The organism is Stenotrophomonas sp. 93052_Sma (assembly GCF_056481145.1).
Genome location: NZ_CM151134.1, coordinates 2,068,119 through 2,094,674 on the forward strand (window position 1 = coordinate 2,068,119; position 26,556 = coordinate 2,094,674).

Here is a 26,556-nt window from a genome sequence, read left to right on the forward strand (position 1 = left end):
ATCAACGGAATCTACAATAGGCGGTCTTTCTTTCCCGGACCGCCCATGAAACTGCCTGCCGCCTGGCTGTGCTGCCTGTTGCTGACCTCGCCGGCCTGGGCCGCGGATACCGTGGTCAGCGGCAAGGTCTATCTGGAGCGTGACGGCAAACCCGGGCGCGGTGCGACCGATCCGGGCCTGGCCGGGGTGCAGGTCTCCAACGGCGAGGCCATCGTCAAGACCGCCGCCGATGGCAGCTACAGCCTGCCAGTGCGCGACGGCCAGACCGTGTTCGTGATCAAGCCCGATGCGTATTCGTTCCCGAAGGCGGCCGATGGCCTGCCTTCGTTCTGGCGCCACTACCGCCCAAACGGTTCACCGGCACTGAAGTACGGTGGCATCGCCGCGACCAGCGACGTCACCCGCAACTGGGATTTCGCCCTGCAGTCGGATCGCCATGACAGCCGCCGTGGTTTCCAGATGCTGGTGTTCACCGATTCGCAGACCGCCAGCCTGAAGGACATCGGCTACTACCAGCAGTCGATCGTGGCGCCGCTGGTTGGCCAGACCAGGGCGCGCATGGGCACCACCCTGGGTGACATCGTCAACGACGACCTGACCCTGTACCCGGCGATCAACAAGGTCACCACCGCGCTTGGCGTGCCGTGGTTCCACGTGCCGGGCAACCACGACCTCGACTTCGATGCGGTCAGCGACGAACACTCGCTGGACAGCTGGCGCAACATCTACGGCCCGGACACCTACGCGGTGGAAGAGGGCGGCGCCAGCTTCGTGTTCCTGGACGACGTGGTGTACGACCCCAAGGCGAAGCCGAAGTACATCGGCGGCCTGCGCGAAGACCAGTTCGCTTTCCTCGCCAGCTACCTGAAGGGCCTGCACAAGGACCGCCTGCTGGTGCTGGGCATGCACATCCCGCTGTTCGACGCGGCGCCGGGGCGCGAGACTTTCCGCCACGCCGACCGCCAGCGCCTGTTCGATCTGCTGAAGGACTTCCGCAACGTGCTGGTGCTCAGCGGCCACAGCCACACCCAGCAGCACGTCTACCACGGCAAGGCCGAGGGCTGGAACGGCGACAAGCCGCTGCACGAATACAACGTCGGTGCCAACTGCGGTGCGTTCTGGTCGGGCGTGAAGAATGCCGCCGGCGTGCCGGACAGCACCATGAGCGATGGCACACCGAAGGGTTATGCGCTGCTCGACGTGGCCGGCAACGGCAGCTACAAGCTGCAGTACCGCGTGGCCGGCCAGCCGGCCAGCGAGCAGATCGGCCTGCATGCACCCAAGGTGCTGCGCCAGGGCGCCTATCCGGCGTGGGGTGTCTACGCCAACGTCTACATGGGTGAGGACGCCAGCGTGGTCGAGTACCGCGTCGATGGCGGCGCCTGGCAGCCGATGAAGCAGGTCAGCCAGCCCGATCCGCGCCTGATGGTGGAGAACGTGGCCGATGATCTGGCCAACAGCCTGCGCGGCTACGACCGTTCGCCGGAGGCCACTGCGTCGCCGCACCTGTGGCGGGGCGCGCTGCCGACCGACCTGGCAACAGGCAGCCACAAGGTCGAAGTACGCTCCACCCAGCCTGATGGTGCAGTGTTCACCGCCACCACCAGCTACAGCCTGCAGACTGCCCAGCCCTGACACCGCGCACCAGCGCTCCAGCGAAAGGACCCCGCATGGATATCCGCTTCATGGCCGGCACCACGCCGGTGACCCTCAGCCGCCACTGGTTCACCGGCGCGATGCTGCTGCAGAGCGCCACCGAGAAGGTCTGGGTGCAGCACCCGCTGCATCCGGGCACCCACTTCTCGTTCTCGCTGGTACAGTCGTGGCTGCGTCACATCGCCGGCCACGAAGTACTGGTCGAGCGCACCCGGCCGCTGTTGTTCGCCGGCTTCCGCCCCCAGCGCCTGCGCGTGCTGGTGGATGGCGTGCAGGTGGCCGAACAGGAAGGCATGTAGGCCAACCTGAACCATCGGCGCGCTAGGCAAAGCCGCCCCGATGCCTGAGAATCGGGGCGATTCAATCGATCCAAGCAGGCCAGCGTGACCATCGCAGCAGCGTCCCCGGTTTCCTCCGACTCCGCCCGCGGCGGTCGTCCGCGCCATCTGGTCGTTGCCGATGTCGGCGGCACCTTCGCCCGCCTGGCCTTGGCTGAGACCCAACCCGGTCAGGCGCCGCGGCTGGGCAGCCATCGCACCTATGCCTGCGCCGAGCATCCCAGCCTGGCCGCGATCCTGGCCGATTTCACCGCATGCCTTGGCCAGCCGGTGCAGACCGCGGTGGTCGCCATCGCCGGCCTGCTCGATGGCGATGTGCTGATCAACTCGAACCTGCCGTGGACAGTCTCGCTGTCGACCACGCGCGAACAGTCCGGCCTGCGCGAACTGCAGCTGATCAATGATTTCGAAGCGGTGGCGCTGGCCATCCCGTACCTGCAGCCGGAAACCCTGGTCCCACTGAATGGCGACGCCGATCCGGCGCAGGCCTTCCCGGCGCTGGTGCTGGGTGCCGGTACCGGCCTGGGTGCCGCGCTGCGTTTCGCCGATGGCGAGCGCGCGGTGCTGGCCAGCGAGATCGGCCATGCCGCGCTCGGCGCCGGCAACGCGCTGGAACTGCAGGTGCTGGGCAAACTGCTGCAGCGCTGGCCGCACGTGGACAACGAGCGAGTGCTTTCCGGCAGCGGCCTGATGAACCTGTATCCGTGCCTGTGCGAACTGCGCGGTGTCACCCCGGTGTGGACCAGTACCGAGGCGCTGATCGGCGCGGCGCGCAGCGGCGAGGATGCACTGGCGGTGGAAACGCTGCAGGTCTTCTGTGCCTGGCTGGGCAGCCTGGCCGGCGACGCGGCGATCGCCGTCGGCGCGCTCGGTTTACCTGGCCGGGGGCATTTCCGCGCATGTGCAGGATTTCCTGGCCGATGGCCGCTTCCGTGAGCGCTTCCTCAACAAGGGCGTGTTGACCGAGGTGCTGCGCCAGGTGCCGGTATGGCGCGTGGAGCATGGCCAGCTGGGGGTGCTGGGCGCTGCGGTCTGGCACGCCGCACGGCAGCCCATGCACGACTGATCGGCAGGGCCGGCATCGGGCCGGCCATGCATTGCAGACTGGGAGGGGAAGATGGTGGATCGCAGGCAGTTCCTGCAGGCCGGAGCACTGGCTGCAGGCATGGCAGCATTGCCGGGCGTGCATGCTCGCACGCAGGGGGGAGCCAAGGTGGTCTCCACCTGGGACTTCGGCGTACCGGCCAACCAGGCTGCATGGAAAGTGCTGGCGCAGGGCGGCAGCGCGCTGGATGCGGTTGAAGCGGGTGCGCGCTGGGCCGAGAGCGAGCTGTGCAACCCCACTGTCGGCCATTGCGGCAACCCGGATCGCGACGGCGTACTGAGCCTGGATGCCAGCATCATGGATGGTGATGGCCGCTGTGGTGCGGTGGCCGCGCTGGTCGACATCCTGCATCCGGTGTCAGTGGCCCGCAAAGTGATGGAGAACAGTCCGCACGTGCTGCTGGTGGGCGAGGGTGCACAGCAGTTCGCGGTGCAGCAGGGCTTCGAACGCCAGCAGCTGCTCACGCCGCAGGCCGAAGCGGCCTGGCGCGAGTGGCTGAAGACCGAGAAGTACCAGCCGCAGATCAATGCCGAGCGCCGCGGTATTCCCGGCAACAGCGACAACCACGACACCATCGGCATGCTGGCGCTGGATGCCAAGGGCCATCTGGCCGGTGCCTGCACCACCAGCGGCATGGCCTGGAAACTGCACGGTCGCGTCGGCGACAGCCTGATCATCGGTGCCGGCCTGTACGTCGACAACGACGTGGGCGCGGCCACTGCTTCGGGCGTGGGTGAGGAGATGATCCGCAACGCCGCCTCGTTCCTGGTAGTCGAGTTGATGCGGCAGGGCCGCTCGCCGGCGCAGGCCTGCCGCGAAGCGATCGATCGCGTGGTGCGCAAGCGCCCGGAAGCGAGCAAGACACTGCAGGTCTGCTTCCTGGCCATGAACAAGCAGGGCGAGGTCGGCGCTTACGCGCTGCATCGCGGCTTTGTCTACGCGGTCTGCGATGGGCAGCGCCAGGATGACCTGCGCGACTCGCCATCGATCTACACGAGCACCCAGACGTGAGCACGCGGCTCACCCTGGAGATCGCCAGCAATTCGCTGGCATCGGCGCTGGCCGCGCAGGCCGGCGGTGCCGACCGCATCGAGCTGTTCGACAACCTGGCCGAGGGCGGCACCACGCCGTCGTTCGCCAGCATTGCGATCGCCCGCGAACGCCTGTCGATTCCGCTGTTCGTGCTGGTGCGGCCGCGCCCGGGCGACTTCCACTACGACGGGCTGGAAGCCGAACTGATGCTGCGTGACATCGCGCAGTGCCGCGCGCTGGGCTGCGATGGCGTGGTGATCGGTGCGCTGGATGTGCAGGGCGGGATCGACGTGGCGCTGTGCCGCGAGCTGGTGCAGGCTGCCGGGCCGTTGCAGGTGACCTTCCACCGTGCCTTCGATGCCGCCCGCGATTTGCCGGCGGTGCTGGAGCAGGTGATCGGGCTGGGTTGCCAGCGCGTGCTGACCTCGGGCGGTCAGGTCAGTGCCGAGGCGGGTGCCGATGTGCTGGCGGGCCTCGTTACCCAGGCAGCAGGCCGCATTACGGTGATGGCTGGTGCCGGATTGGCACCGGGCAACATCGCTACCGTGGCAAGGCAGACCGGCTGCACCGAACTGCACGCCTCGGCCAAGGGGCTGCGGCGCTCGGCCATGCAGTTCCAGAACCCGGCTTTGCGAGGGCTGGACCCGGACTGGAGCCAGACCGCAACCGCCACCGTAGCCGCGCTGCGGCAGGCGCTGGACGCCTGATCGCAAGTCCCGGGTCGGATCCCTTCGCAGAAGGGCTCCGACCCCACTGTTCGCGATGGATGGGGCGCTGGATCAGATGACGCTTCAGGCACATGTGATTGCCGGGGTCGAAGCGGCAAGTCACGGAAAGTAAACGTCATCTGCGTCTGCATATGGCGGAGCACGGTATCAGTCCGGACAGTGTGGCCGACCATCCTTCGACCGCGAGCGCCCAGATGTTTCAACTGCTTCCGCTGCTCTCCTGTTTGCTTGCGCTCAGTGCGAGTGGCGCCGAAGAGGTTTCGGCATCCGTGTGGCAGTGGCACGAAGCCAATGGCGAGGAAGGTCGAGAGATCCTGCCTATGCCCGGCGTGAAACTGGCGCCAGCCGCTCGGGGCGCATTCGTCGACAGGCGCATGCATGAAGTTGGGGGAAAGCGCTTTCGCGCGCTGTATCAGGTATTCGATTCAAACGCCGATAATCCGATGGGCCGTTGTGGCGCGGGGCGCGAGATCGAACTCTACGTCTACGAATTGATCCCGCCCAAGCCTGTCGAGCGGGGCAGGATACTGATCAGTAGTTGCCTTGAGACCGTGTCCCTGGCCAGCCAGAACTCGGGAAGTCCCGAAAGTGAGTCCGACTTTTCCTCGGTGGTCTGGCAGCACGACGGGTTCACCATCACGTGGTGGGGTGCCGGGTCCGACGGAAAGGGCTCAAGCGACTATGCACTCCGCAATGGTCGTTTTGTCCCGGCTCAATCGGACGAGAGAAGCCGCTGGGGGCGGACAAAATAGTTCCGCGCACGATTGTCGCGATCGTGTCATTGACGTGTGCGCCGTCTTCTCAGCGATGTTTCGCAACCCTTTGATTGTTTTGGATACCTGCAGCCGATAACGGCATTACGCCACGTGTTGCTGCGTCGCCGCATGCCGGGCGTGGTTCAGCTGTGCTTTAGTTTGGATCGATCCACAGGGGAGGGTGTCGGGACGGTCTTGAACCGATCCAGGTGCCCGGATCAGCCGTAGTGCCGCGCCACCACCCGTCCGTGCGTCCACACTTTCGAAGAGCAACCACCCATGGCTCAGATCGTCCGCAAGCGTCGTCACCTGCTGTCCCAGGCCTTGGTCCTGGCCCTGTTGCCCCTGGCGGCCAGCGCGCAGGAGGCCGCCAGTTCGTCCACCAAGGATCTCGACGCGGTCACCGTCACCGGTTCGCGCATCAAGCGCGCCAGCGTTGAAGGCCCAGCGCCGGTCAACGTGATCACCGCCGCACAGATCCAGAAGGAAGGCTTCGTCAGCGTTTACGACGCACTGAAGACGCTCACTGAAGCCACCGGTACCGTCGAGGCGGCCTCGCAGTGGGGTTCGCACACGCCCAATGCCAGCGGCCTGAACCTGCGCGGGATGGGCCCGAACCGCTCGCTGCTGCTGGTCAACGGCCGCCGCGTGGCCGACTACCCGCTGCCCTACGGTGGCGAAACCAACTTCTCCAACTACGGCAACATTCCCGCTGCCGCGGTGGAGCGCATCGAAGTGCTGACCGGTGGCGCCTCGGCCATCTATGGCTCGGATGCGATCGCCGGCGTGGTCAACGTCATCCTGAAGACCAACTATGACGGCGACGAAGTACGCGTGCGCGGTGGTACCTCCACCGAAGGCGGCCGCGATACCTGGGATCTGTCCTGGGCCGGCGGCAAGACCGGCGACAACTGGAGCGTGACCTACGCGCTGCAGTACACCAAGCGCGATCCGCTGTTCGGACGTGACCGCCCGCAGATGGACGATGCCGACGATGCGCCGTACCCGTCCTGGAACATGGAACAACGCAAGGTCGGCTTCCGTCCCACCGCCGGCCTGGCGCTGATCGATCCCACCACCGGCCAGCGCCTGGCGCCGCCCACCGGCACCTGCGAGAAGTTCGATGGCGAGTACTACACCGCCGATCGCCTGGTCTACAACTACGCCGCCAACACCATCAGCAACACCGGCCGCCTGTGCGGCATGAGCGCCGACTACGCCAACTGGCTGCTCACCGGCGGTGCCGAGAACGTGTCCGGCAACCTGTATGCCACCTTCGATTTCAGCAATGACCTGCAGGCTTGGACCAACCTGGCGGTGTACCGCTCCGAAGCGATCTGGGGCACCAATCCGCCCGGCGTGTCGCTGATCGACGATGACAACGGCTACTACTGGGATGCCAACCGCAACCGCCCGATCCTCGGCGTGCGCCAGTTCACCCCGAACGAGGTGGGCGGCCTGGATACGCTGCGTAACACCAACCGCGAACTGTCCTGGGACTGGAGTGCGGGCCTGCGTGGACGCCTGGCCGATCGCTTCGACTGGAGCGCCACGGTGGGGCGTTCCTATTACCGCGTGGAAGAACGGCAGAACGTGGTCGACAAGCAGAAGTCGTACGACTATTTCCTCGGCCCGAAGCTGGGCACTACCGCCGACGGCGAGGCGATCTATGCGTTGAACGAATCGCGCTGGTGGAACCCGCTGACGCCGGATCAGTACTGGCAGATGGGCACCGTGGCGAAGAACCGTGCGTCCTCATGGGTCAACCAGGCGTCGGCGGACATCACCGGCGAGCTGTTCCAGGGCTGGGCCGGCCCGATCTCGTTCGCGGCGGTGGCCGAAGTCGCGCAGCAGGGCTATCACCTCAGTCCGGATCCGCGCGCCGGCATCGATTTCGACCTGCAGAACGTCGATCGCGGTGGCGGCGAGCGCACCCGCTATTCGGCTGGCGTCGAGTTCAAGATCCCGCTGCTGGAAAGCGTGACCGCCACTGCGGCCGCGCTATGACCGCTATGGCAGCTACAAGGCTGACAACAGCGGCGAAGCGCTGGACATCGGCAGCCAGAAGGAGACCACCTGGAATGTCGGCCTGGAATGGCGCCCGGTGGAGTCGCTGCTGGTGCGTGGCTCCTATGCCACCAGCTTCCATGCGCCGGACATGCACTACCTGCTGGGCCAGCCGAGCAGCTCCGAAGTGCAGACCTATGACCGCCTGCGCTGCATCCAGAGCGGTGCGTACCTGGTCAACAACTGTGGCGTGGGCAATACCGATGTCTGGTACACGTTCGACGTGAACCGGCGTGGCACGCCGCTGCTGCGCTCGGAGACCGGTGATTCGTGGACGGTCGGTTTCGTCTGGGACGTGATGCCCAATCTGTCGGTCAGTGCCGACTACTGGGCAATCAAGCTGGAAGACATGATCGTCGACGTTGGCGCCGACGAGGTGCTGGCCAGCGAAGCGGGCTGCCTGACCGGCAAGAACATGGACGGTACGCCGTGGGCCAATCCGGCCGGTGGCGAGTATTGCGCTGGCATCCTGGCCCGCGTGAACCGTGACAGCAACGGCCGCCTGGTATCGATTGAACGTGGCCCGTTCAACCTGGCCAGCCGCGAAGTGCGCGGCATCGACCTGACCGCGCGCTATCGCCTGGAAACCGCGCAGTGGGGCAGCTTCCAGCTCGGCCTGAACTACACCAACCAGATCTCGACCAAGGAACAGCGTTACGCCAACGATCCGAACCCGGAGCGTCGTGACCGCGACCTGCGCAGCAAGCTGCGCGCGAGCCTGGCCTGGCAGCGTGGCAACTGGAATGCCAATGTCTATGCCGATCGCATCGGTTCGGTGCCGGGCGTGCGCTACCACTGGGGCACCGATCGCCTGAACAATCCTGGCGGCTGCCTGCCATTCGCCGATGGTTACGTGCCCAGCGACAGCCCGTCGCTCAACTGCCTGGAACCGGCCACGCGTCCGGATGGCTCGCCCAACCCGAATCCCAACGCCGGCCAGCAGACGGCGCGCTACTACGGGCGGGTCGGGCCGTTCATCACCTGGAACTTCAACGTGGGCTACCAGGTGACCGAGCACGCCAAGGTCAATGTCTACGTCAACAACGCGTTCAACTCGGCCAGCTGGAACCACAAGGACCCGTACAAGCTGGACTACGATTTCGCCCCGACCCGCCTGCTCGGCGCGGTTGGCCGCGAGTTCGCGCTGGAATACGTGTTCACCTTCTGAGGTGGACGGCGGGCGGTACGCCGGGCATGGCCCGGCGCTACCGGCTGGACGGGGTGGCTGGATTTGACCTTCCCACGATGGCAAGGTTTAGCCTGTCCGCATCCAGAAGGAACCCCGGGAATCCGATCATGAGCACGCCCCGCGCCACTGCAGTCCCCGCAAGCCCGTCCACCATCAGCCTGCCCATCGAGGGCATGACCTGCGCCAGCTGCGTCGGTCGTGTCGAAGCGGCGCTGTCCAAGGTCGAGGGCGTCGGCAGTGTTTCGGTCAATCTGGCCACCGAACGTGCGGATATCCGCGCGTCCGGTCCGGTCGATCGCGCCGCGCTGATCCAGGCGGTGGAGCGGGTGGGTTATGACGTGCCGGCCGGCACCATCGAGCTGGCAGTGGAAGGCATGACCTGTGCCTCCTGCGTCGGCCGCGTCGAGCGCGCTGCTGGCGGTACCGGGCGTCAGCCAGGCCAGCGTCAACCTGGCCACGGAGCGTGCGACCGTGCGCGGCGTTGCGGGCGTAGACGCGCTGATAGCGGCCATCGACAAGGTCGGTTATGCCGCCCATGCCATCGAAGCGGGCGTTCAGTCCGATGACGAAGCGGCGGAAAAGAAGGATGCCGAGCGCGCCGAACTGAAACGCGACCTGATCGTGGCCACCGCACTTGCACTTCCGGTGTTCGTGCTGGAAATGGGTTCGCACCTGATTCCCGGCATGCACGAATGGGTGATGGCCACCCTCGGCATGCAGACCAGCTGGTACCTGCAGTTCGTACTGACCCTGCTGGTGCTGGCCATTCCCGGCCGCCGTTTCTACCAGAAGGGTTTCCCGGCACTGCTGCGGCTGGCGCCGGACATGAACTCGCTGGTGGCGGTGGGTACCGCCGCAGCGTTCGGTTACTCGGTGGTGGCGACCTTTGCACCGCGGTTGCTGCCGCCGGGCACGGTGAACGTCTACTACGAAGCAGCGGCGGTGATCGTCGCGCTGATCCTGCTCGGCCGCTTCCTCTTGAAGCGCGCGAAGGGCCGTACCTCGGAGGCGATCAAGCGCCTGGTCAACCTGCAGGCCAAGGTCGCGCATGTGATCCGTGACGGCCGCACGATCGAGATCCCGGTCAACGAGGTTCTGAGCGGCGATGTGGTGGAAGTGCGCCCGGGCGAGCGCGTGCCGGTCGATGGCGAGGTGATCGAGGGGCGCAGCTACATCGACGAGTCGATGATCAGTGGCGAACCGATTCCGGTCGAGAAGCAGCCGGGCAGCAGCGTGGTCGGCGGCACGGTCAACCAGAAAGGTGCATTGACCGTGCGTGCCACGGCGGTGGGCGCGCAGACCATGCTGGCGCAGATCATCCGCATGGTCGAACAGGCACAGGGCTCGAAGCTGCCGATCCAGGCGGTGGTCGACAAGGTCACCCTGTGGTTCGTGCCGGCGGTGATGCTGGCCGCACTGGCGACCTTCGCGGTCTGGTTGATCTTCGGCCCATCGCCGGCGCTGAGCTTCGCGCTGGTCAATGCGGTGGCGGTACTGATCATCGCCTGCCCGTGTGCAATGGGTCTGGCCACGCCGACGTCGATCATGGTCGGTACCGGCCGTGGCGCCGAAATGGGCGTGCTGTTCCGCAAGGGTGAAGCACTGCAGTTGCTGAAGGACGCGCAGGTGGTGGCGGTGGACAAGACCGGCACGCTGACCGAAGGCCGCCCGCGCCTGACCGACCTGGAGATCGCCGACGGCTTTGATCGCGCCACAGTGCTGGCCGCCGTCGCCACCGTGGAATCACGTTCGGAGCATCCGATCGCCCGCGCCATTGTCGATGCAGCCACCGAGCAGGGCCTCGCGCTGCCGTCGATGATTGATTTCGAGTCGGTCACCGGCATGGGCGTACGCGCCAGCGTGGAGGGTGCGCGTGTGGAGGTCGGCGCCGATCGTTTCATGCGCGATCTTGGCGTGGATATCACCGCGTTTGCAGCGCTGGCGGCCGAACTCGGCGCGCAGGGGAAGTCGCCGTTGTACGCGGCCATCGATGGACGCCTGGCAGCGATCATCGCAGTATCCGATCCGATCAAGCCGAGCACGCCGGCCGCGATCACGGCGCTGCACCAGCTTGGCCTGAAGGTGGCGATGATCACCGGCGACAATGCCGGCACCGCGCAGGCGATCGCACGCCAGCTGGGTATCGATGAAGTCGTTGCCGAGGTGCTGCCGGAAGGCAAGGTCGAAGCGGTGCGTCGCTTGAAGGCCACGCACGGCCATGTCGCCTTCGTTGGTGACGGCATCAACGATGCGCCGGCGCTGGCCGAGGCCGATGTCGGCCTGGCCATCGGCACCGGCACCGATATCGCGGTGGAGTCGGCCGATGTGGTGCTGATGTCGGGCAACCTGCAGGGCGTGCCGAATGCCATCGCGCTTTCGAAGGCAACGCTGGGCAACATCCGGCAGAACCTGTTCTGGGCCTTCGCCTACAACACCGCATTGATTCCGGTGGCGGCCGGCGTGCTGTACCCGGTATGGGGCGTGCTGCTGTCGCCGGTGTTCGCCGCCGGTGCGATGGCACTGTCCAGCGTGTTCGTGCTGGGCAACGCACTGCGCCTGCGCCGCTTCCAGCCGCCGATGGCGGATGCCCCCGCTGCGAGCCACTGAAGGAGAACCGCATGAACATCGGTGAAGCCGCCAAGGCGTCCAGCGTTTCGGCGAAGATGATCCGCTACTACGAACAGATCGGCCTGATTCCTGCGGCCGATCGCACCGAGTCCGGCTACCGGGCATATTCGCAGGCGGACATCCACCGCCTGCGCTTCATTCGGCGGGCGCGCGATCTTGGCTTCCAGGTGGCCGAGATCACCGATCTGCTCGGCCTGTGGAACGACACCTCGCGGCACAGTGCCGACGTCAAGCATCTTGCCGAACAGCACATCGCCGACCTGGAGCAGCGTATCGAAAGCATGCGGCAGATGGCCGACACGCTGAAGTCGTTGATCAGCTGCTGTGCGGGCGATGAGCGCCCGGAATGCCCGATTCTGCAGCGGCTGGGCGAGGACGAAGAGACCCTGGCACCGCCGGAGACCGCGAAGACCGGTGCAGTACGGCGCCGCACGGACAAGCACTGACCTGGCGTTGCATACATGAAAAAACCCGCCCGGTGCAGCTGCACCGGGCGGGTTTTTCGTTGCAGGCGCAGGCTAGGGGATCAGGCCGTGCGCGGCGGGAAGCCTGCATCGGTCAGTGCCGCCACGATCTGCGCTTCGCTGGCCGAGGTCTGCACCTGCACGCGACGGCTGGCCGGATCTGCCTGCACGCTGGCCTGCGGATCGACCAGCTCGATCGCCTTGGTCACGCTGCGTGCGCAGCCGCCGCAGGTCATGCCTTCCACGTGGAATTCCATCTGTAGCTCCTTCGGTGCTCTTGGGGTGGCGCCAGTGTGCACCTTCCAACATTGGCAGGGTCAAGCGCAGGGCTGAACCGAAGACAAAGCACCAATGAAAACGGCAGCCACCTGTACCAGCGTGGCTGCCGTGGAGGAACGTCCCCGCCAGGGCGGGGCGTGGGTTGCACCGGAGCAGGCCCGGGCAACCCGGTGTTGCCTTAGAACTTCCAGGTAGCGCCGAAGTACAGCTGGCGGCCTGCGTAGGTATTGGAGATCAGGCGTGCCTTGGTGTCGCTGCCCAGGTGCACGCGCTGCTCGGACTTGGTGGCATTGATCACCGAGGCGGTCAGGGTCCAGTCCGGGGTCAGGTTGTAGGCCACGTTCAGATCCAGCTGGTCATACGGCTCGGTGTAGACGGTGAGGCCATTGTTGAGCCCACCGACCACCTGGCCGCGACGGTTGAACGAGGCGCGCGCGAGGAACTTATCGTTCTCGTAGAACACCGTCACGTTGGCCTGGTTCTTGGCGCTGCCGACCAGCGGCGAGGAGCCGATTTCCTGCCCGTCCAGAACAATCGAGGCCAGGTTGGTGTCGTTGTAGGTGTAGTTGGCCTGCACACCGAAGCCGAAATCGAAGGTGTACTGGCCATACAGCTCGACGCCCTGCGAGACACCATCGCGGCCATTGGCCTGGGTCTGGTAGCGCTGCACGTTCACCGCTTCACCGTTGATGACCATCGGCGTGTCGCGCACCACCGGCAGGGTGAAGTTGTCCACGTTCTTGCGGAACAGGCCGACGCCGGCGACCGCGCCCGGCTGGAAGTACCACTCCAGGCCCAGGTCGAACTGGGTGGCCTTGAACGGTTCCAGCTGCTTGTTGCTGCCCTGGCCGACCCAGCCTGCGGTCGATGCGCCACCGGCAACGCGGCGATCATTGACGTACTCCTCGCTGTAGTAGCTCAGTGCGCCCGGTGCTGCGATGTCGGTGTAGCCAGGGCGGGCGATCACCTTCGATGCGGCACCACGCAGCACCAGCGTGTCGGTGATGTCCCAGGCGATATTGAAACTCGGCAGTACGTCAGTGTAGGTGCGATCCACGCCGATCAGGCTGTAGGTCTTGCTCTGCGCCAGATCGTGCGGCAGGCGCACGAAGCCGCTCTCGCAGCTGTAGGTCGGGTAGGCCGCAGCGGCCGGATCGGTGCACGCCATCGGTGCGCCGGACGCGTTGTCCAGGAAGTAGTCGTTGAACTTCTCGATCGAGTCGGAGGACTGCGCGAACTGCTTGGTACGCACCACGCGCACGCCGACATTGCCGCGCACGCGTTCGGTGCGGAAGTTGGCCTGGAAGTAGCCCGAGTAGATCTTCTCGTTGACGTTGTAGACGAAGTCTTCTTCGGTGCGGTTGTGTGAACCACCGTAGGTCTTGTTCAGGTAATCGATGTAGGCCGGGTAGTTGATGCCCGGGAACACGTTGGCATTGAAGCCGCCCGCGATGTTGCTGATCGGATTGGACAGGAAGAAGCCCGGCTGCGCGTCGCCCGCAGTCGGATCGCAGCCACTCTGGTAGCGGCTGTTGTCATAGTCGGCCGGGTCGCGACCCGGGCACACCCAGTAGGTGTTGCCGGTATTGCGATGGACCTTGCCGTCACGGTACTTGGCGCCGAACTGGATCGAGTCCAGCCAGCCCGATTCGAACAGCTTGGTGACGTCAGCCTGGAAGTAGTTCTGCTTGACCTCGGTGCGCTTCCACGACGAATCGGTCGAGCCGGTGTCGACTTCGGCGATGCCGTTCATCAGCTGCTGCTGCAGGTCGGGCGAGAAGGTGGCCGACGGCGTACCGGTCAGGTCCCAGGCGCTGTACAGGTTGCCCGACAGGTAATCGTTGCCGACCTTGCGGCGCGGCTTGGCCGACATCCGGAAGTTCATCGACGGACCACCTTCGGACCAGGTACGGCCGCCGGTGAACGAGGCTTTCCACAGCGGGCTGATGTCCCAGTCGATGGTCAGGTCAGCGGTCTGCGAGAGTGCCTTTTCCTTGCTGTAGCCACCGGTCAGCTGCGGCGTCGGAACCGTGCAGTCGTCCGGGCCCCAGCCGCCGGGCTTGAGGCCAGCGGCCTTGGCCTGGTCTTCGCTGCAGTAGTAGGTCTTTCCAGCCAGCTTTTCGAACTGGGCGCCGGTAACGGTGTTGCCGCTGGGATCGAAATCCAGGCCGTTGAGCAGGCGGCCGCCGGCCCAGTTTCCATCGCCGTTGAAGCGGGCCATGCTCCATTCCGGAATCTTCAGCATGTTCTGGGTGTAGTCACCCTGCAGCTCGAAGCGGAAGTAGTTGGCCGTCATCGTAACGTTGTCGACCGGCTTGAACTGGAAGGTCAGCTGGCCGCCCTTGCGTTCGCGCTTCTCTTCCTTCACCGCGAAGTTGACCGACGTCGGCATGAAGAAGTCGCTGTAGTTGCCGCCGGTCTGGTTGTTGAAGCCGGACTTGCCCCACCAGTAGTGGATACCATCCTGCGCCTGCACGTTGCCATAGGCATCGCGCGCCTTGCCGGCGCCATACCACTGGTAGTCCTCGGTGCTGGCTTCCATGGTGCGGGTGGTGCGCTTCTGCTGCGTCACGCCGATCAGCACGCCGAAACGCTCGTCCTTGCTGTGCCACGAATACAGGGCCGACGCCTGCGGGTCGATATCGTGGTGGGTATCGGAGGAGGTGCCCTCGAGCGTGACGAAGCCCGAGTTGGATTCCATGTCCAGCGGGCGACGGGTGTGCAGGATGACCGTGCCGCCGATGCCGCCTTCATCGATGCGTGCTTCCGGCGACTTGAACAGCTCGGCGCTGGACAGCATGTTCGACGGCAACAGGGTGTAGTTGAACGAACGGGTGGCTTCGTCGTTGGTTTCCGACGTGGCCACGTAGTTGCCGTTCAACTGGGTCAGGGTCAGGTCGGGTGCCAGGCCACGCACGCTGACACTCTTGCCTTCGCCGCCACTGCGGGTGATGACCACGCCGGGCACGCGCTGCAGTGCGTCGGCCACGTTCTTGTCGGGGAACTTGCCGACGTCTTCGGCGGTGATCACTTCGACCACGGCGTTGGCGTCGCGCTTCTGCTCAAGGCTCTTTTCAATGGCGTAGCGGTAGCCGGTGACCTGGACGCTGTCCAGGTTGGTGGCTTCCTGCGAGCCGGTGGAAGCGGCCTGCTGCGCGGCGGCGCGAGCCGGAATGACGGCGGCGGCCAAGGCCAGCGCGATGGCCAGCGCCAGTGCGTCCTGGCCATGCGTACGTGTTGAATGCTTCATTCCCATCTCTCCCTCTCTCCTGGATTGATCCGGTGACGTGGCACGGACAACTTGAATCGATCTAATTTGAAGTGACATTGTCGCTATTGCCATGCAGTGGCAGTAGCACCGTGCGCGTGGCCTGGTACGTCCTGTTGCTGCTCCCCCAACTCCCGGCCATCGCAGTGTCGTTCTTGGATCGATCTAAGCGATGGGCGGGCGTTTTTTAGCATGGGTCGCCCGCGGGCGCATGCTGCTCCGCAATATGGTACTGGCGTGGCGAAGGCATGACGGTTTGCTGAAATCAGTGAAATCGTTTTCGTGCGCAGGGGAGGGTGGGGCGGCAGGGCTGCGCCCTGCACCTGCTTGAAGCCAAAGCAACGGCCAAAGCCAAAGCGGCTCGGGTTTTCTGTTGGTTTGGCGGGGCGGTGTGGGCTGGCAGGACACGCCGTAAACCCCCCTCCGGGGTCCGGCCCAGCCGCTGGCGGCTGGGCGTTCGGGCGCTTGCGAAGCAGTGCTTCGCAAGCAAAGCGCCCTCACCCATGGGGGCTCGATGGCGCCATCCATGGCGCCAACGGTCCTGCCAGCCCACATCGCCCCACCCCCGACAGTTTCCTGGTGACGGTTGGATAGGTCCTGGAATCACGCGGGGTCATGGGATCAGATCCGTTTTCCGTTGGAAAACGGATCTGATCCCGATTGATTTCGTCATCTGTCAGCGATTGATCGACGCATGGCGTGGATCTACTGCAGATCGCGAGAAACTGTCGAAGGCGGGGTGGGTCCGGTTGCGGGGGCGTGAGCCGCATGGATGCGGCGACCGAGCTTACATGGACGTACTTGCAGCGTCCCCCGCAACCGGACCCACCCCGCCTACCCACGGATAGTCAGCTGTTGCTGTTGCTCCGGCTGTTGCCTTGCCTTGGCTTGGAGCAGGTGCAGGGCGCAGCCCTGCCGAATACCCCTCTCATGCTGCGCCGCAGAATGCATTCGGCTGAACCTGCATGCTCTACTTGAATCGATCTAAATCCGCGGTCTGGTGGGTCGGGCGTCATTCCAGGGGGAGCTTTCTGCCAGTCATGGCGGGGCTCAGCGGAACGGTGCCGGACGGCCCCGGCCGTCTGCCTCCGCCTCATCGACTACAGGAACCCGACATGCGTCCAGTGCCGTCCGCTCCCGCCGTCCCAGTGTCCTCGCGCCCGCTGCTGCGCCTGGCCTGCCTGCTCGCACTGTCGTCAGTGCCGGTGCTGCTGCAGGCCGCGCCGGCTGCGCTGGAGCGCGAGGTCAACACCTTCATCGGCAGCAAGGACGACGGCAACACGTTCCCGGGCGCGTCGGCACCGTTCGGCCTGATCCAGGTCAGCCCGATCGGCAGCCACTATTCGGGCTGGCGCTACGACGACGAGAAGATCCGCGGTTTCGGCCACTCCTTCATCTCCGGCGCAGGTTGCTGGGAGCAGGGTGGCCAGGTGTCGGTGCTGCCGGTGACCGGTTCGATCGGTCCCGGCGGCGATTTCGATACCGGCAACGCGAAGAAGTTTGACCACAAGGCCTATGCCGCGTCGTACACGCATGACGGCGAGATCGGCCAGGCGGGCTATTACAAGGTGCGGCTGACCAGCTACGGCGGCATCGATGCCGAGACCACCGCGCGTACGCGTGCCGCGGCCGAGCGCTACACCTTCAGGCAGCGCAGTGGCGATGGCCACGTGCTGGTCAATGTCGGCCAGGCGAACGAGCGCCACTCGGTGATCGGCAGCGTGGTTGATGTGGTCGGCGACCGCGTGGTGGAAGGCAAGCTGGTCACCAAGAGTTTCTGTGGTGGCCATCAGTACACCACCTGGTTCCGCATCGAGTTCGACCGCCCGTTCAAGGCACACGGTACCTGGGGCGAAGGCGGTGGCCTGCCGGGTGCGCGCCACAGCATGGAAGGCGAGCAGAAGCCGAACGGCGCCTGGCTCAGCTTCGACCTGGCCAAGGGCCAGTCGGTGACGGCGGTCAGCGCGATCTCGCATGTGGACGCCGAAGGCGCGCGCATCAATCTGCGCGCGGACGGCATGCAGGGTGGGGCGCTGCTCGGTTTCGACCGCATGCGCACACTGTCCCAGCAGGCGTGGCGCGAGCAGCTGGGTCGGGTGCGTGTGCAGGGCGGTACGGCCGATGACCGCACCGTGTTCTACAGTGCGGCCTACCACGCGCTGCTGCAGCCGATGACCGGCAACGACGCCGACGGCCGTTATCGCGGCTATGACGATGGTATCCACCGCGCCGATGGCTGGACCTATTACGAGTACTTCTCGCTGTGGGATACCTACCGCGCGCAGAACCAGTGGCTGGCGCTGACCCGCCCGGACGTGGCGCGTGACATCGGCCGCACGCTGCTGGCGATCGACGAGCAGGGCGGCTGGCTGCCGCGTTGGGGCTATGCCAATTTCGAGACCAACATCATGACCGGCGATCCGGTTACGCCGTTCATGGTCGACCTGTGGCGCTTCGGTGCGCTCAAGGGCCGTGAATCGCAGGCGTGGGATGCGCTGCGCCGCAACGCGTTCGGTACTCCTCCGCTGAACTCGCGGATGGCCGGCCGTTCCGGCAACCCGACCTACCTGGACAAGGGCTACGTGGTCTACGACCGCGCATTCCCATCCAAGGGCATGGACGTCGATCCGCACCACGGCGGTTCGGCCACGTTGGAATACGCGCTGGCCGACTGTGCGCTCTCGCAGATGGCCGATGGCCTGGGCCACGCGCAGGACGCGGCGACACTGCGTGAGCGCGGCCGCAACTGGCGCAAGCTGTGGGACCCGCAGGTGCGCGACGCCGAGACCGGCTTCACCGGTTTCCCACGCCCGCGTACCGAGGACGGCCAGTGGTACACGCCGGCCGATGGCCATTACAGCCCGCGCTCGCACCATGGTTTCCATGAGGGGACGGCGTGGCAGTATCAGTGGCTGGCGCAGCAGGACGTGCCGGGCCTGGTCGAAGCGATGGATGGCCGCGAACAGGCTGGCCGCCGCCTGGATGCGTTCTTCGCGATGGACGCGCTGCAGGCCGACCCGCTCAATGCAGCCCGCAAGGAGTGGGTGGTCGGGCCGTACAGCTACTACAACCAGTTCCGCTACAACCCGAACAACGAGCCGGACCTGCACTCGCCGTGGCTGTACACGCTGATCGGCCAGCCGTGGAAGACCGCCGCCGTGGTGCGTGCCGCGCAGCAGTTGTTCACCAATGCCCCGAATGGCGTGACCGGCAATGATGACCTCGGCACGATGTCGGCCTGGTACCTGTTCAGTGCCATCGGCGTGTATCCGGCGGTGCCCGGCAGCGGCCAGTTCCTGCTGCACACCCCGCGTTTCAGCAAGGTGGAAGTGGACATGGGCAATGGCCGCACCCTGCGCATCGACGCGCCGGGTGCCGATGGCCGCCGCCTGCAGTACGTGCAGGGTGTGAAGGTCGATGGCCAGGCGCATGCGCCGGTGTGGCTGGATTGGAACCAGCTGCAGCAGGGCCCGCGCCTGCAGTTCGCGCTCGATGCGAAGGCGCCGGAGCAGGGCTGGGGCACGGCGGCGAAGGACCTGCCGGTGTCCTGGTGTGCGGCACCGGGGAGCCAGCTGCGCTGAGACGGACTGTGCCGTTCGCGGTGACCCAGCGAACGGCACGGCACGACAGGGCCCTGATCCATTAGGCTTGAGCATCCAGCGGAGTCCGGGAAGACGATGAACGACAACGGCAGCAGTCCCAGCAAGCGCGCCGGCAAGGCGGTGACGGTGACCGACATCGCACGTGCCATCGGCGTGTCACGGGCAACCGTGTCGCTGGTGCTGCGCGGCAGCCCGCTGGTCAACGTCGATACCCGCGCCAAGGTCGAGGCCGAGCTGCGCCGCCAGCGCTATGTCTACAACCGCGCCGCGGCCAACCTGCGCCGTCGCACCTCGTCGAGCATCGCGCTGGTAATCAACGATCTGTCCAACCCGTTCTTCGCCGAATTCGCGTCCGGCGTGGATGAGGCGCTGGGCGGACGCGGTTACGTGACCCTGCTCGGCAGCACCGGCGAATCGCCGGAGCGTCAGCAGGCAGTGCTGTCCACGTTGATGGAGCACACACCGGCCGGCCTGATCCTGTCGCCGGCCGAGGGTAGCGACACCGCGCTGCTGCGGCAGGCGCTGGGTGCCAACGCCAACGTGCTGCTGTTCAACCGCGAGCTGGACGGGGCCGACTGGGATTTCCTGACCCTGGACAACCAGCACGGCGCCTATCTGGCCACGCGCCACCTGATCGAGCGCGGCCATCGCCAGATTGCCTTCTTTGGCGGCCACGCTGCATCGAGCTCGTGCCACCAGCGCCGTGCCGGTTTCCAGCAGGCGCTGGCCGAGGCCGGTCTGTCGCTGCCGCCAGGCTGGATGATCGAGTCGGCACCGAACCGCCTGGAAGCCGCGGCGCGCACCGATGAGCTGTTTGCCGACGGTCATCGCCCGAGTGCAGCGGTCTGCTACAACGACACCGTCGCGCTGGGCCTGATGCTGGGCTTGAACTCGCGTGGCATCCGTCCGGGCGGTGACTTTGCCGTTACCGGATTCGATGATATTTCCGAGGCATCTGTCGCGGTGCCGCCGTTGACCACGCTCACCGCCGACCCGCGCGAGCGGGGCCGGCAAGCTGCCGCGTTGCTGCTGCAACGACTGGACGAGCCGGACGCGCCGCCACGGCGCACGGTCGCGCCCGTGCAGCTGCGCATCCGCGAAAGCAGTGCCGCACGACCGAACTGATTTCCTTCCTACACCCCTTCCACGCAACAACGACCTTCCGCGCATCGAGGCGCGTACCGCATGCCGATCTCCGCAACGCCCCGTCCATCGGGTACCTCCAGCAGCCAGGCGCCGGTCATGAATGTCCGTGCTGCTCTGGCGGTTGCCACCACCATATTCTTCATGTGGGGCTTCCTGACCAGCCTCAACGACGTGCTGATTCCGCACCTGAAGGCGGTGTTCGAACTGAATTACACCCGCGCGATGCTGGTGCAGTTCACCTTCTTCGGCGCGTACTTCCTGATGTCGGTGCCGGCCGGTCGGCTGGTGGCCCACCTGGGCTACAAGAAGGGCATCATCGCCGGCCTGCTGATCGCCGGCGTGGGCGCGCTGGGCTTCTGGCCGTCGGCCGCATTGCGCACCTATGAAGCGTTCCTTGGTTCGCTGTTCGTACTTGCTACCGGCATTACCGTGCTGCAGGTGGCAGCCAATCCCTACGTTGCGCTGCTGGGCCCGGAACAGACCGCATCGAGCCGTCTGACCCTGGCGCAGGCACTCAACTCGTTGGGTACCACGCTGGCGCCGCTGTTTGGTGGTTTCCTGATTCTGAGCACCGCAGTGAAGAGCGGCGACGAGATCAACGCGCTGCCCGTGGCCGAACAGATTGCCTACCGTACCGCCGAAGCGCAGTCGGTGCAGGGCCCGTACGTGGGCCTGGCCATCGCACTGGTGCTGCTGGCAGTGTTCGTCTACCTGTTCCGCCTGCCCAGCCTGACCGAGACCACCGAGCAGGCCGACAGCGGCCACCACACGCTGCTGGATGCACTCAAGCATCCGCACGTACTTTTCGGCGTGCTGGCTATTTTCTTCTACGTCGGTGCTGAGGTGTCCATCGGCAGCCTGATGGTGAACTACCTGGCACTGCCGGAGATCGGCGGCATGACTGAACAGCAGGCCACGCACTATGTGTCGGCCTACTGGGGCTGCGCCATGGTTGGTCGCTTTGCAGGTGCGTGGTTGCTGGCCAAGTACTCGCCGCGCGGCCTGCTGGCCGGATTCGCAGTGGCCAATGTGGTGCTGCTGGGCGTCACGCTGGCGTCGGGTGGCAAGGTCGCGCTGTACGGCATCGTGGCGACCGGTCTGTTCAATTCCATCATGTTCCCGACCATCTTCTCGCTGGCCATCGAACGCCTGGGCCCGCTGACCAACAAGGCGTCCAGCCTGTTGATCATGGCCATTGTCGGCGGCGCGATCATCCCACTGCTGCAGGGCATGCTGGCCGACCGCATCGGTCTGCACCTCAGCTTCGTGCTGCCGGTGGTCTGCTACGTCTACATCATCTTCTACGGCCTGGTGGGTTCGCGCCCGCCGGCTTCCGCAACGCAGGGAGGCTGAGTCGGAAATGGGTGCCATTGTCTGCTTCGGCGAAATTTTGATCGATCTACTAGCGCAGCCGCCGGCCTCGGCCGATACCCCGCGCGCGTTCCTGCAGTACGCCGGCGGTGCGCCGGCCAACGTCGCGGTGGCGGCTGCGCGGCTGGGGGCGAAGACCCAGTTCGTCGGCATGCTTGGCCGCGACATGTTCGGTGACTTCCTGGCCGACAGTCTGGTCGAGCACGGCGTGGGTACGGATTACATCGTGCGCACCGACGCCGCCAAGACTGCGCTGGCCTTCGTCGCGCTGGATGCCAGTGGCGAGCGCAGCTTCAGTTTCTATCGCCCGCCGGCGGCTGACCTGCTGTTCCGTGACAGTGACTTCCAGGCGGAGTGCCTCGACAGCGCGCAGTGCTTCCACGTCTGTTCCAACAGCCTGACCGAGCCGGCCATCGCCGAGGCGACCTTCGCCGGCATGGAGCGCGCCCGTGCCGCCGGTGCGGTGGTCAGCCTGGACCTCAACCTGCGCCCGGCTCTGTGGCCAGCCAACGAAGATCCGACGCCGCGCCTGTGGCAGGCGCTGGAGCGCGCCGACCTGGTCAAGCTGTCGCGCGAGGAGCTGGATTACCTGGCGGCACCGCTGGGTGCCGATGGCGAGTCAGTGGTGCTCAAGCGCCTTCTGGCCGCGCAGGCGCGCTGGGTCATCGTTACCGATGGTGCGGCCACGCTGCACTGGTACACGCGCGACAACCACGGCACGGTCACCAGCTTCCGCGTGGCCACCGTCGATACCACGGCCGCCGGCGATGCCTTCGTCGGTGGCGTGCTGGTCGGCCTGCTGGAGCGTGGTGGGGCGGGCGCAGGCTTTGCCGCGTTCTGCCAGGACCCGGAGGCGATCACCGCCACGCTGCGCTTCGGTGCCGCCGTGGGTGCGCTGGCTGTTACCCGCAAGGGCGCGTTCGCCGCGATGCCCTCGCTCGATGAAGTGCAGCAGCTGCTGCAGGCCCAGGACATTACCGCATGAGCACCTCGCCCGATTTCCGTTCGCCCGCGTTCCTGCGCGCGCATATCGCCGACACGATGGCGTTCTACCACCCGCGCTGCATCGATCCGGACGGCGGTTTCTTCCACTACTTCCGTGATGACGGCAGCATCTACGATGCCAGCCACCGCCACCTGGTGAGCAGCACCCGCTTCGTCTTCAACTATGCGATGGCCTACCGCGAATTCGGCAACGCCGAGTACCGCGAGGCCGTCGAGCACGGCGTGCGCTACCTGCGCGAGGTGCACCGCAACCCGGCCACCGGCGGCTATGCCTGGACCCTGCGCGACGGCAAGGTCGAGGACGACATGAACCACTGCTACGGTGTGGCCTTCGTGCTGCTGGCCTACAGCTGCGCACTGAAGGCCGGCATCGAGCAGGCCCGCGACTGGATGGACGAGACCTGGCAGCTGCTGGAAGCACGCTTCTGGGAGCCGCAGCATGGCCTGTATAAAGACGAAGCCGATGGCCAGTGGAACTTCACCGGCTACCGCGGCCAGAATGCCAACATGCACATGTGCGAAGCGATGCTGGCCGCGTTCGAGGCCAGTGGCGAGCAGCGCTATGTCGAGCGCGCTGCAGCTGGCCGACAACATGACCCGCCGCCAGGCCGCCAAGGCCGGTGGCCTGGTCTGGGAACATTACGATGTGAACTGGGAAATCGACTGGGACTACAACCTGGACGATCCCAAGCACCTGTTCCGCCCGTGGGGCTTCCAGCCGGGGCATCAGACCGAGTGGGCCAAACTGCTGCTGATCCTCGATCGCCACGTGCAGGCCGACTGGCTGGTGCCGACCGCGCAGCATCTGTTCGACGTCGCCGTCGCACGCAGTTGGGACGACACCCGCGGTGGCCTGTACTACGGCTTCGCACCGGAATCGCGCCGGCAGCCCGGCATGGACGGCGCCCCGATCGGCGGCGACAGCTTCGTCTGCGACGACGACAAGTACTTCTGGGTGCAGGCCGAAACGCTGGCCACCGCCGCACTGATGGCCAAGCGCACCGGCGACGACCGCTACTGGCAGTGGTACGAGCGCATCTGGGCCTACTCGTGGGAGCACTTCGTCGATCACCAGTACGGTGCCTGGTTCCGCATCCTCGATGCCGACAACCGCAAGTACAGCGACGAGAAGAGCCCGGCCGGCAAGGTGGATTACCACACCATGGGCGCGTGCTACGAAGTGTTGAACGTCGTGCGTTGAAGATCGTTCGAATGCAGTAGTGCCAGGCCATGCCTGGCAATCCGAAATCGGTAGCGCCGGGTCACGCCCGGCGGAAAAACAGGAGCGCCACGTGCATCGCATTTCCCTCGTTGTCCGTCTGCTCCTGCTGCTGACTGCAGCCATCTCCTTCCCGGTGGCCGCAGCCCCGCTGCAGGCGCAGTGGGAATTCCGCATGCTGCCCGGCGACGCGCAGGGCGCCGCGCGTCCAGGCCTGCAGCAATGGCGTGCGGCGAAGGTGCCGGGCAGCGTGCACACCGACCTGCTGGCGCATGGGCTGATCCGCGATCCGTACGTCGGTGCACCCGAGGCCGAGCTGCAGTGGATCGGCCTGGCTGACTGGGAATACCGTGCCCGTTTCGACGTGGACGCCACGACGCTGGCCAAGCCGAATGCCGAGCTGCGTTTCGACGGGCTGGATACCTACGCCGAGGTCAGCCTCAACGGCAAGCCGCTGCTGCGCGCGGACAACGCGCACCGCACATGGCATGCACGTGTGGACGGGCGCCTGCGCGCGAGCGGCAACGAACTGCAGATCGTGTTCCGCTCACCGATCCGCACGCTGCTGCCGAGCGTACAGGCGATGCCGCACAAGATCGCTGGCAATTACCCGTCGCCCTATGGCGATGAGCCGAAGGAGGCGATGGTCGGCAACTTCGCGCGCAAACCGGCCTATCACTTCGGCTGGGATTGGGGCCCGCGCTATGTCACTGCCGGGGTCTGGCGCGGCGTCGATCTGCAGGCCTGGGATGCGCACCGGCTGACAGATCTGGCGGTGCGCACCGATGCATTGAGCGCGGAGCAGGCGAAGCTGGCAGTGCTGCTGCAGGTGGAGCAGGGCAGCGCTGCCGGTTCTGTGATGGTCACTGTGGATGTGCAGGATCCGGAAGGCCGCAACGTGGCCCAGGTGCAACGCACGGTGTTGCTGAAGCCGGGCCAGAATACGGTTGAGCTGCCGGTTGAGTTGGCCACGCCGCGGCGCTGGTGGCCGGTGGGCCATGGTGCTCAGGATCGCTATACCGTGCAGGCTCGCCTGGATGGTGGCGGCGATGCAACGCTGGCGCGCGAGCAGCGCATCGGCCTGCGCACGGTCGAACTGCGCCGCGAGGAAGACGGCAAGGGAGGGCAGGGCTTCGCCTTCGTCATCAATGGTGTGGAGATCTTTGCCAAGGGCGCCAACGTCATTCCGTTCGACGCCTTCCCCGCACGCGTCGATGCCGCACGCCTGCGTCAGGTGCTGACCGCCGCGCGCGACGCCAACATGAACATGCTGCGCAACTGGGGCGGCGGCTACTACGAGGACGATGCGTTCTTTGACATCGCTGATGAGCTGGGCCTGCTGGTCTGGCAGGACTTCATGTTCGGCGGCGGCATGCAGCCGGGCTACGATCCGGCCTTCCGGGCAAGCGTGGTGGCCGAGGCGCGCGACAACGTGCGCCGGCTGCGCCATCACCCCAGCATCGTGCTGTGGTGTGGCAACAACGAGGAAGAAACCGCCTGGAAGGACTGGGGCCACGGCCGCGACCTGAAGGCGGCCGACCCGGCATTTGCGGCGAAGGTCTGGCAGGGCTATGTCGACCTGTTCGGCAATGACCTGCGCCAGGTAGTGGGCGAGGAGGGGTTGGGCGTGCCGTACTGGTCCAGCTCGCCCAGCAATGATCTGGATGAGAAGGCCAACGATTCCACCCGCGGCGACAAGCACTACTGGCAGGTCTGGGGCAATCCAGCGCTGCCGGTGCAGGCCTACCTGCGTGAGACCCCGCGCTTCATGTCCGAGTACGGGCTGCAGGCGTGGCCGTCGGTGGCGACGGTGGACCAGATCGCCACCCGCGCCGAGCAGCGCATCGACAGCCCGGTGATCCGCGCGCACCAGAAATTCATGGCCGGCGAGGGCAACAGCCGCCTGCTGCACTACATCGAACTGGGCTACGGCACGCCGAAGGACTTCGAGGACTTCGTCTACCTCAGCCAGGTGATGCAGGCCGATGGCATCGCACTGGCGGCGCTGCATCATCGCGCCTCGCGGCCGTACACGATGGGCTCGCTGTACTGGCAGCTCAACGACGTCTGGCCAGGTGCTTCATGGTCCAGCGTGGACTACTTCGGTCGCTGGAAGGCGCTGCACTTCGCCGCGCGGCGTTTCTTCGCGCCGGTGGCGGTGGCGGCGTTGCGCGACGAGGGCAGTACGCGGGTGCGCCTGATCAACGACGGTGCCGCGCTGGATGCACGCTGGCGGTTGCGGGTGATGGATGTAGACGGCAAGGTGCTTCGCCGCCGCGAGGAAGCGGTGTCGCTGGCTGCCGCCGGTGTCACCTCGATCGGTGATTTCCGCGACGCCGAATTGCTGGCCGGTGCCGATCCAAAGCGCACGGTGGCCGTGTTCGAACTGCTGCAGAACGGGGTGGTGAGTGCCCGCCAGGTGGTCGGCTTCGTCGAGGCCAAGGATCAGATCCTGCCGCGGCAGAAGCTCAAGGCCAGCCTGTCCATTGAAGGCGACCACTACCGTCTGCGATTGGAAAGCGCGGCCTACATGCGTTCGGTGTGGATCGACTTCGGTGCATTGGACGTGCAGGTGGAAGACAACCTGCTGGATCTGCTGCCGGGCGAAACCCGCGACATCGCAGTACGCGGCCCGGTGGATCTGACGACGCTGCGCGAAGCGCTGAAGGTAAAAACCCTCAACGATCGTTGAGCAAAAAAGGGG

At 65.9% G+C, this 26,556-nt stretch carries 13 protein-coding genes and 4 pseudogenes; 15 read left to right on the top strand and 2 right to left on the bottom strand.

Going from position 1 to position 26,556, the window contains the following annotated elements:
* The first annotated feature begins 45 nt into the window (after positions 1–45).
* From ACZK2V_RS09800 to cueR, 9 genes and pseudogenes are all read left to right on the top strand, one after another.
* Positions 46–1,635, top strand: a complete 1,590-nt coding sequence (locus tag ACZK2V_RS09800; RefSeq protein WP_486323209.1) for a calcineurin-like phosphoesterase C-terminal domain-containing protein — start codon at positions 46–48, stop codon at positions 1,633–1,635.
* Between the two features lie 35 nt (positions 1,636–1,670).
* Entirely contained in the window at positions 1,671–1,955 is a 285-nt protein-coding gene (locus tag ACZK2V_RS09805) for a hypothetical protein (RefSeq protein WP_005409434.1), read from the top strand.
* An 84-nt stretch (positions 1,956–2,039) separates the two neighbouring features.
* Positions 2,040–3,060 (top strand): annotated as a pseudogene (locus tag ACZK2V_RS09810) (glucokinase).
* A 51-nt stretch (positions 3,061–3,111) separates the two neighbouring features.
* The gene (locus ACZK2V_RS09815; protein WP_486323210.1) at positions 3,112–4,110 is read left to right on the top strand and encodes a glycosylasparaginase; all 999 of its coding nucleotides are present in this window, start codon (positions 3,112–3,114) and stop codon (positions 4,108–4,110) included.
* Positions 4,107–4,838, top strand: coding sequence for a copper homeostasis protein CutC (locus ACZK2V_RS09820; RefSeq protein ID WP_486323211.1), 732 nt, complete (start codon positions 4,107–4,109; stop codon positions 4,836–4,838). Before ACZK2V_RS09815 ends, ACZK2V_RS09820 begins: the two co-directional genes overlap by 4 nt.
* Positions 4,839–5,053: 215 nt before the next feature.
* Positions 5,054–5,611, top strand: coding sequence for a hypothetical protein (locus ACZK2V_RS09825; RefSeq protein WP_486323212.1), 558 nt, complete (start codon positions 5,054–5,056; stop codon positions 5,609–5,611).
* A gap of 282 nt (positions 5,612–5,893) precedes the next feature.
* Positions 5,894–8,849: pseudogene (locus tag ACZK2V_RS09830) on the top strand (TonB-dependent receptor plug domain-containing protein).
* 128 nt (positions 8,850–8,977) lie between these two features.
* Positions 8,978–11,477, top strand: a pseudogene (locus ACZK2V_RS09835) (heavy metal translocating P-type ATPase).
* A gap of 11 nt (positions 11,478–11,488) precedes the next feature.
* On the top strand, positions 11,489–11,944 hold the full coding sequence (gene cueR / locus ACZK2V_RS09840) for a Cu(I)-responsive transcriptional regulator (RefSeq protein ID WP_486323213.1): 456 nt from the start codon (positions 11,489–11,491) through the stop codon (positions 11,942–11,944).
* Between the two features lie 80 nt (positions 11,945–12,024).
* Here cueR and ACZK2V_RS09845 read toward each other — a convergent pair whose 3' ends face one another.
* Both ACZK2V_RS09845 and ACZK2V_RS09850 read right to left on the bottom strand, forming a co-directional pair.
* A complete protein-coding gene (locus tag ACZK2V_RS09845) occupies positions 12,025–12,219 on the bottom strand; it encodes a heavy-metal-associated domain-containing protein (RefSeq protein WP_021204511.1) in 195 nt (64 codons plus the stop codon).
* A gap of 200 nt (positions 12,220–12,419) precedes the next feature.
* The gene (locus ACZK2V_RS09850; RefSeq protein WP_486323214.1) at positions 12,420–15,497 is read right to left on the bottom strand and encodes a TonB-dependent receptor; all 3,078 of its coding nucleotides are present in this window, start codon (positions 15,495–15,497) and stop codon (positions 12,420–12,422) included.
* Between the two features lie 1,127 nt (positions 15,498–16,624).
* Between ACZK2V_RS09850 and ACZK2V_RS09855 the strand changes: the two genes are divergently transcribed.
* The 6 genes and pseudogenes from ACZK2V_RS09855 to ACZK2V_RS09880 all read left to right on the top strand — a co-directional run bounded on the left by ACZK2V_RS09855 (position 16,625) and on the right by ACZK2V_RS09880 (position 26,544).
* The gene (locus tag ACZK2V_RS09855; RefSeq protein ID WP_486323215.1) at positions 16,625–19,090 is read left to right on the top strand and encodes a GH92 family glycosyl hydrolase; all 2,466 of its coding nucleotides are present in this window, start codon (positions 16,625–16,627) and stop codon (positions 19,088–19,090) included.
* Between the two features lie 96 nt (positions 19,091–19,186).
* Positions 19,187–20,236, top strand: coding sequence for a LacI family DNA-binding transcriptional regulator (locus ACZK2V_RS09860; RefSeq protein ID WP_049424705.1), 1,050 nt, complete (start codon positions 19,187–19,189; stop codon positions 20,234–20,236).
* 117 nt (positions 20,237–20,353) lie between these two features.
* A complete protein-coding gene (gene fucP / locus ACZK2V_RS09865; RefSeq protein ID WP_373695424.1) occupies positions 20,354–21,610 on the top strand; it encodes an L-fucose:H+ symporter permease in 1,257 nt (418 codons plus the stop codon).
* A 7-nt stretch (positions 21,611–21,617) separates the two neighbouring features.
* Positions 21,618–22,613 (top strand): carbohydrate kinase family protein, encoded by a 996-nt coding sequence (locus tag ACZK2V_RS09870; protein ID WP_032130344.1) that lies wholly within the window; start codon positions 21,618–21,620, stop codon positions 22,611–22,613.
* Positions 22,610–23,834, top strand: a pseudogene (locus tag ACZK2V_RS09875) (AGE family epimerase/isomerase). Before ACZK2V_RS09870 ends, ACZK2V_RS09875 begins: the two are co-directional and overlap by 4 nt.
* A gap of 91 nt (positions 23,835–23,925) precedes the next feature.
* Positions 23,926–26,544 carry a beta-mannosidase gene (locus ACZK2V_RS09880; RefSeq protein ID WP_486323216.1) on the top strand — a complete coding sequence of 873 codons (2,619 nt, stop codon included), beginning with the start codon at positions 23,926–23,928 and terminating at the stop codon, positions 26,542–26,544.
* Positions 26,545–26,556: the final 12 nt, after the last annotated feature.

Bases quoted from the DNA above. Each gene is read 5' to 3' on its own strand.
- ACZK2V_RS09800 (WP_486323209.1), top strand. From the start codon at position 46: ATGAAACTGCCTGCCGCCTGGCTGTGCTGCCTGTTGCTGACCTCGCCG.
- ACZK2V_RS09805 (WP_005409434.1), top strand. From the start codon at position 1,671: ATGGATATCCGCTTCATGGCCGGCACCACGCCGGTGACCCTCAGCCGC.
- ACZK2V_RS09815 (WP_486323210.1), top strand. From the start codon at position 3,112: ATGGTGGATCGCAGGCAGTTCCTGCAGGCCGGAGCACTGGCTGCAGGC.
- ACZK2V_RS09825 (WP_486323212.1), top strand. From the start codon at position 5,054: ATGTTTCAACTGCTTCCGCTGCTCTCCTGTTTGCTTGCGCTCAGTGCG.
- cueR (WP_486323213.1), top strand. From the start codon at position 11,489: ATGAACATCGGTGAAGCCGCCAAGGCGTCCAGCGTTTCGGCGAAGATG.
- ACZK2V_RS09845 (WP_021204511.1), bottom strand. From the start codon at position 12,219: ATGGAATTCCACGTGGAAGGCATGACCTGCGGCGGCTGCGCACGCAGC.
- ACZK2V_RS09850 (WP_486323214.1), bottom strand. From the start codon at position 15,497: ATGGGAATGAAGCATTCAACACGTACGCATGGCCAGGACGCACTGGCG.
- ACZK2V_RS09855 (WP_486323215.1), top strand. From the start codon at position 16,625: ATGCGTCCAGTGCCGTCCGCTCCCGCCGTCCCAGTGTCCTCGCGCCCG.
- ACZK2V_RS09860 (WP_049424705.1), top strand. From the start codon at position 19,187: ATGAACGACAACGGCAGCAGTCCCAGCAAGCGCGCCGGCAAGGCGGTG.
- fucP (WP_373695424.1), top strand. From the start codon at position 20,354: ATGAATGTCCGTGCTGCTCTGGCGGTTGCCACCACCATATTCTTCATG.
- ACZK2V_RS09870 (WP_032130344.1), top strand. From the start codon at position 21,618: ATGGGTGCCATTGTCTGCTTCGGCGAAATTTTGATCGATCTACTAGCG.